General features: G+C 48.3%; 3 protein-coding genes. 1 reads left to right on the forward strand and 2 read right to left on the reverse strand.

The features are described from left to right. The first annotated feature begins 625 nt into the window (after positions 1 to 625). Positions 626 to 985: a hypothetical protein gene (locus ACTG33_RS16850; protein ID WP_439136386.1), complete on the forward strand. Its 360-nt coding sequence runs from the start codon at positions 626 to 628 to the stop codon at positions 983 to 985. Between the two features lie 112 nt (positions 986 to 1097). On the opposite strand, the gene ACTG33_RS16855 is transcribed toward ACTG33_RS16850, so the two are convergent. Together ACTG33_RS16855 and ACTG33_RS16860 are read right to left on the reverse strand one after the other, a co-directional pair. Further along, the gene (locus tag ACTG33_RS16855) at positions 1098 to 1874 is read right to left on the reverse strand and encodes a TrmH family RNA methyltransferase (protein ID WP_439136387.1); all 777 of its coding nucleotides are present in this window, start codon (positions 1872 to 1874) and stop codon (positions 1098 to 1100) included. 64 nt (positions 1875 to 1938) lie between these two features. Further along, positions 1939 to 2892: a Rossmann-like and DUF2520 domain-containing protein gene (locus ACTG33_RS16860; RefSeq protein WP_439136389.1), complete on the reverse strand. Its 954-nt coding sequence runs from the start codon at positions 2890 to 2892 to the stop codon at positions 1939 to 1941. Positions 2893 to 2959 lie beyond the last annotated feature (67 nt).

A 2959-nucleotide genomic window follows, 5' to 3' on the forward strand; every position in this document is an offset into this window, starting at 1 on the left:
AGTGGTGTTATGGCCTGATCGAGGCGGGTATCTTGCCCTACCAAAGTATGGGAGGTCTTACGGGCAGTGGGATCATAACTGCTGCTGGTTTGGCAGCCTATTAATGCGGTAATCACCAGGCAGATATAGGCTAATCGGCTCATAGAGCTTGAATACGTATATGGAGTCATCTGTTTTCTCGTCAGAACTTATTTATGTGCACATCAACAATGTTTGCCTAAGTATAGCCAAAAGTCACAAAAGACCAGCTGGTTAGATTGTTCATGAAATTATGAAGAGATCTGGAGGCGACCTTTTTATCCAATGATGGCTTAGTTAATTGAGGTTTTTTTCGGGATGGCGTTCATTGCTTTGCCTATGTGTGACTGTATTCAAGTTTTATAGATTCCTGTTTCTCAATGATCTTTAGGTAGGAACTTAAGGGTTTGTAATCCCCTCAAAAGTCACGAGAGCGCAAAAAGTATTTCTTTATCGTGTGTTTTTTTGCAAAAGAAATGAAGTTGTGAAATACCGTGAATTTACTTTTTGGGTTTTAGAGGTTGATGTATTTGAGCGATGTCGCATCAAAACTAACCTTAATTCAATCATCCGTATTTTTGATCGATTACTTCACAGGAGTTAGATTATGAAAAAGTTAAGCGTGTGTGCACTTGTAGCCTTTGCAGCCTCAGTTCCTTTTGCAGGTTCTGCTTTAGCGGGTGATCAATACGGTGCTCAAACAGGTGCGGCTCAGTCCGGTACTGCTCAGTCCAATACAGGAACTATGGGCGGCAGCCAGCACAAAATGTCGTCGGATTTCAAAAGCTTTGATAAAAATGGCGATAGCAAAATTTCGCAAGACGAAGCCGCAAACAATCCAATCAGCGAGTACTTTGTAGCGATTGACCGTGATAGCGATCAAAACATTACGAAAGAAGAGTTTGCCGCGTTCACAGAACGCTATCCTTCACTGGTAGGTGGTTCTGAAATGGAAGAAGCTGAGTAAGTTATTAGTCAGCTATCTAAAAAGAGACGCCCGGCTTAGCCGGGCGTTGTTTTATTGATCATTCAATTTATTCATCAATAAGTTTATTCATCATTAAAAAGTCACGACCGTCTTACAGTTGCCCGCGAAAAGCCAGTAAACTGGCTGTTACCGCAACATTCAGTGATTCCACCCCATTGTTCATGGAGATGCTAACCAATTCATTGCACTGCTTTGCAACTGTGTCAGACACGCCATCTGTCTCATTGCCCAGAACGAAAACTTTAGCACCTTGCAGAGGAATGTCACCGAGTGTCTGGGGTGCATGTGACGACAGCCCGTAGATCGCACTGCCGTGGTTACGAAACTCTGCCAGAGTCTGTGCGAGGTCTTTGCAGCGCAGAATAGGGGCTCTAAACAGGGTGCCGGCGCTGGCTTTGATAACCAGAGCATCCAGTTTTGCGCAGCCTTTTTCGGGCAACAGCAGGGCTTTGGCGCTGCCAGCACAAACAGAGCGGATAATCATGCCGAGGTTTTGCGGATTGGTAATGCGATCCAGAGCAATCACTTCTGCGTTTTGAGATTCTGGTGAGTTCAGAAAATCCCGATAATCCTGATAGCCAGAGCACACCAGATCAACCGCAACTCCCTGATCCTGTTTGCTGTTACGGGAGATTCGCGAAAGCGCTTGACGATCGTGATAGAGAATCTCGGCGTTTTTATTTTCAGCCAGGCGAATAATGTCAGCAATGATACCGCCGGGGCGGTTCGATTCTGCAAGGTGAAGCCTGAAAACTTTTGTTTGTGGATCTTCCAGAGCTTCAAGCACCGGCTTGCGGCCGTACACGGTCAGCAGTTGATTAAAGAACTGCTTTTTCTTCAAGTAGCTTTCGCTGTCGCTTTGGGTCACGTTGTTTCCTGTCGGTGATAAATCGGTGCTTGCTATTGTGCTTCAGAGAGCCGGAAAAGCGAGATTATAATGGGTTTTTCGTTGAGTTGAGCAACGATTTTATCAACTCCAGGCTTTGAGTGTCGGCAGCCGGATCCTGTTGCTCTGCAACCTTGACGGTTTGCCGCCCAAGAGCTCGATAAATATCGGTCAGTGGCTTGCTCAGCGGTTCCAGCTTGTCCAGGTGGTCTTCAACAGTCGCCAGGTCGCCTCGTGATATTGGACCTGTCAGTGCCGATTGCGGTGATCCATTCAGAACATTGCTCAGTGTCTGCTGTGTAATGGGGAGCAGCAGTTGTTGGGCTTGAGTTCGGTCAACACCCGCTGCGTCGAAGCATTCCAGGCTGGCGTCCATCAATCCCACCAGATAGTTGCAAGCCATGACGGAAGCAGCATGGTAGAGGGTTTTTTGTTCCCCATCGAGTTTGAATAACTGAGCGCCGATAGCGGTGAAGGCGGGTAGTAGAACGTTGAGTGCTGCAGCGCCACCTTCATAGCCGCAATAGCTGCCGGCGAAATTGGTGAGTGACTCGGCAGGAGATGCAAAGCTGTGTATCGGATGAACACTGGCAACGTTGGCTTTTGATGTGCTGGAATGTGAGTTCTGACCCTCGACTAGCAGATCGCTGTTCAGTGTGCCGCTGCAATGAAACAGTACGCTGTGTTCGCTGATCAGGCCGTTATGGCGGTGCAGTTCAGTCGCGACCTCTGCAATCTCGCCATCGGGCGTCGCCAGCAGCCAGATATCCGCCGTCCGCAGCTCGGAATATGAGGTGACTGCCTGGGCGGGAGTCACTCTATTCGGATTGGAGGGGCGATTTGCATCTTCAGCCTGCTCATTGATGAACGCGCAGGCGTGTTGAGCGCTTGTGTTAGAGCGGGTTAAGACCTGCTGAACCTGAAAGATGCCTTGCTGCTGCCAGAGGCGAGCTAATGTCTGCCCAAGCTTGCCAGCACCAATGAGATTTAGGGTTTTCATGCGAGACACGTGTGATCCCTGGGAGGTTCAAGTGTGCGACAGTATAAAGGTCTGCCCTGAAACCTGA

The organism is Pseudomaricurvus sp. (assembly GCF_965662505.1).
GTDB lineage: Bacteria > Pseudomonadota > Gammaproteobacteria > Pseudomonadales > Cellvibrionaceae > Pseudomaricurvus.